This window comes from uncultured Subdoligranulum sp. (assembly GCF_937890665.1).
The window spans coordinates 1-3,759 of the sequence record NZ_CALADU010000308.1; the positions used below are offsets into that span (position 1 = coordinate 1).

The following is a 3,759-nucleotide window of genomic DNA, read 5'->3' on the forward strand; positions in this document are numbered from 1 at the left end:
TCGGCCCGTGGTGGTGGGTCTGGGGCCTGCGGGCCTGTTTGCAGCCTTACTATTGGCCCGGGCTGGGTACCGCCCGTTGGTATTGGAACGGGGATCGGATCTTGCGCGGCGCATCGAAGCGGTTCACCGCTTTGAACAAACCGGTCAACTGGACGAAAATGCCAACATCCAGTTTGGCGAAGGCGGTGCCGGAACTTTCTCGGACGGAAAACTCACCACGCGGGTGGGGGACCCCTTGTGTGCTTTTGTAACGCAGGCGTTCCTCGACCATGGCGCACCGCAAGACATTGCGTGGCGGCAAAAACCCCATGTGGGCACCGATCTTTTGCGCAATGTCATCCGCAGCATTCGAGGAGAAATCGAAAAGCTGGGGGGCGAAGTTCGCTTCGATACGACCCTCACCGGGCTGGAAATGCAGAATGGCGTTCTGCAAGGAATTCAGACCACCGCAGGCACGTTTGCCTGCGAACGGTTGATTTTGGCGGTAGGGCATAGCGCGCGGGATACGTTTGCTATGCTGCATCGTGCGGCGCTGCCGTTGGAGTGTAAGCCTTTTTCGGTGGGCTTTCGTGCCGAGCATCTGCAAACCGAGATTGAAAAAAGCCTGTACCACGGAGCAGCGGGACACCCCTCTCTGCCGCGTGGGGAGTACCAGCTCAGCCAACATGTGGGTGGCGGACGCTGCGTGTATACATTTTGCATGTGCCCGGGCGGTACGGTCTGTGCGGCGGCCAGCGAGGCGGAAGGCGTCGTTACCAACGGAATGAGCCTACACGCACGGGATGGCCGTAATGCCAACGCGGCAGTGGTGGTCAGCGTGGATGGCCGGGACTTTGCGCAAGATCCTGCCAAAGCGGTGGCCTTTCAGCGCCGATTGGAGCAGGCGGCGTACCGAGCCGGCGGCGGAAATTATCTGGCACCGGCGGAAACTGTGGGCAGCTTTTTGGCAGGGCAGGGCCGGTTGGAACTGGGGCGGGTAGAGCCTACCTATCCCCGAGGGGTGACGCCCAGCGATCTGGGAACGTTGCTGCCGGCAGAGTTGGCTTCTGCACTGCGGGAGGGCCTGACCGCCTTTGGCCGCAAGATGGCAGCCTATCGAGCACCGGATGCAGTGCTCACCGGTCTGGAAACCCGAACCAGTAGTCCTGTCCGTTTGCTGCGAGACCCGGAAACACTGCAGTGTACGGCACTGCAAGGCCTCTATCCCTGTGGGGAAGGTGCCGGGTATGCCGGCGGCATTATGACGGCGGCGGTAGATGGCGTGCGCTGTGCAGCGGCGTTGATGCGGGAAACCGCACCGCCCAAACAGTAAAACCAAGAGGAATTTGTATGGCAAATCATCCCTATGAGGAATCTAAGTCATCTCATCAAAAACCAAACAATACCGGCGTTCCCGATCTGGATGAGCTCTTGCAGGAAGCGATCCGTGTGGGCTCGGGGATCGGTTCCACCGTGTTGGCTGGTATTTCCGATGCGCTGGAACAGGTAGGGGACACGCTGGCGGCAGCCAGAGCCCATGATCGGCCGATGAGCTTTTCACAGTGGAAACAGCGGCTGGACCGCAAATTGCAGAATGGGCGTCAAAGTGAAGGGTTGGCCTTGGCCATTACCGGCTGGGTTCTGGCGGCTTCTTTTGGAATCGCAGCCATCGTCATGTGGGCGTTGGCAGCGGTAGGACCGCAGGCATTGGGGGTTACCGAACAGGAGTTTCTGGTTTTTCCTATTTTGATGGCTTGTTTTACGCCGTTAACCGTGGGCTTTGGCATCATGGGCGGCTTTGGTGTCAAAAAGTATCGGTATGTTCGTCGCTTACGGCGGTATCTGCGGGTAGCACGGGACTGGGTGCGCGATGTGCCGGCTTTGGCGAGGGACAGCGCATTGAATCCCCAGCAGGTACATAAGGATCTTTTGCAGGCAGTATCCGATGGGGATTTTCCAGACGCGGTGCTGCATCCGGATGACACCTTGTATCTGGATATATCCCGCCGTGCGCCGAAAGAACCGGCGCAACAAGAGGAGGCCCCTCAGCAGGCACCGTTGGATGACGCGGAAACATTCCAGCAGGAAGGTACGGCGTTTTTGGAGTATCTGCGCCACAGTACCGGAAAACTGGGAGCTGATACAGATGCGGAATTGGCGCAGATGCGCAAGGTTTGTGCGGCTATTTTAGGATTTGCGTACAACCATCCCGCGCAACTGCCGCGGATTCGGCGCTTTCGGGAATATTACCTGCCCACCACACGCAAACTTTTGGATACCGCGCAGGGGTTGGGCGAAATCGACGTACAGCATGCACAGGACATCCGCCGTGACATTACAGGAATTTTGCATACGCTGAATCAGGCTTATGGAAAATTGTACGATACGTTGCTGCAGGATGTAAGTCTCGATGTTTCTACCGAGATCGATACGCTGGAAACGATGCTGCGTCAGGACGGCCTGACCCATGACTTTGATATGGATTTTAAAAACGGTTGACTTCCGGCAAGGAAAAAGCCGTATCGTATAAGGAGCGAACCACCATGAACTATCCCGCCTGGCAAATCAAAACCGCAGAACCCAACGGCGAACAATCACTGGCCGCCATGGGCTGCGGTGTGCTGCTGCGCCGGGTGTTGGCGGCACGGGGATATGATGAGGCAGCAGCGCGCCGCTTGCTGGAACCGGGGGAGACTTTGTCGGATCCTTTTTTGATGCGGGACATGGATAAGGCAGTAGCCCGTATTACGCAGGCCATCGAGGCGGAAGAACCCATCGTGATCTACGGCGATTATGATGTGGATGGCATTTCTGCTACGGCCATTTTGTATGAATGCTTGTCTAGCCAAGGGGCTCATGTGCGCTGTAAATTGCCTACCCGCGGCGGCGGATATGGTTTGACCAAACCGGCACTGGAAGCATTGGCTCAAAAGGGATTCACGTTGGTAGTGACGGTGGATAACGGCATCTCCGCCTTGGAAGAAGCCGCCTGTGCCAAAGAACTGGGGTTGGACCTTGTAATTACCGACCATCACCTGCCCGGTGAAACCTTGCCGGAAGCCGTGGCGGTCGTGGATCCCAAGCGGTCGGACGATACCAGTCCGTTTCAGGATCTGTGCGGCGCTGGGGTGGCGTTCAAGCTCTGCGCTGCATTGGAAGGGTGTGACCCTGCGGAACTGTTGGAAATGTATGGCGAATTTGTGGCGCTGGGCACTGTGGCCGATGTAATGCCGCTGGTGGGGGAAAACCGCACGCTGGTACGGGAAGGCCTCGCTTTGCTGCAGGATACCATGCGCCCCGGGTTACAGGCTTTGCTGGAAAGTGCCGGCTACGGGGGCAAACCCGTGACAACGGACACGGTCAGTTATGGGTTGGCGCCGCGGCTTAACGCAGCGGGACGGATGGATAACGCGGCAGTGGCACTGAAACTGCTGCTTTGTGGCGATGAAGAACAGGCTACCGGCATTGCGGCGCGTCTGGCAGAGATCAACACAGAACGGCAGCAAACCGAGCAGGCTGTTTTTGCAGAGGCTTGCCGTACGCTGGACGCGGATCCTGCCCGTTTGCGGGACCGCGTGCTGGTCGTCTCCGGGGAAGATTGGCACCCCGGCGTGATTGGCATTGTGGCGGCTCGGCTGATGGAACGGTATAGCCGCCCGGCAATCGTCATTTCCCTCCATGAGGGAGAGGGACGCGGCAGCGGCCGCGCCCCCGATGCGTTCGATCTGCACGGTGCGTTGGCAGCCTGTGCGCAGCATCTGCTCCGCTTTGGCGGGCACG

General features: G+C 58.6%; 3 protein-coding genes. All 3 read left to right on the top strand.

The features are described from left to right. Positions 1-1,312, top strand: a 1,312-nt coding sequence (locus Q0526_RS17730) for an FAD-dependent protein (RefSeq protein ID WP_298736607.1), incomplete at its 5' end; no start/stop codon positions are given. Between the two features lie 17 nt (positions 1,313-1,329). Further along, the gene (locus tag Q0526_RS17735; protein WP_298736609.1) at positions 1,330-2,478 is read left to right on the top strand and encodes a hypothetical protein; all 1,149 of its coding nucleotides are present in this window, start codon (positions 1,330-1,332) and stop codon (positions 2,476-2,478) included. 44 nt (positions 2,479-2,522) lie between these two features. Next, the coding region (recJ, locus tag Q0526_RS17740) for a single-stranded-DNA-specific exonuclease RecJ (RefSeq protein ID WP_298736611.1) at positions 2,523-3,759 on the top strand (1,237 nt) is incomplete at its 3' end.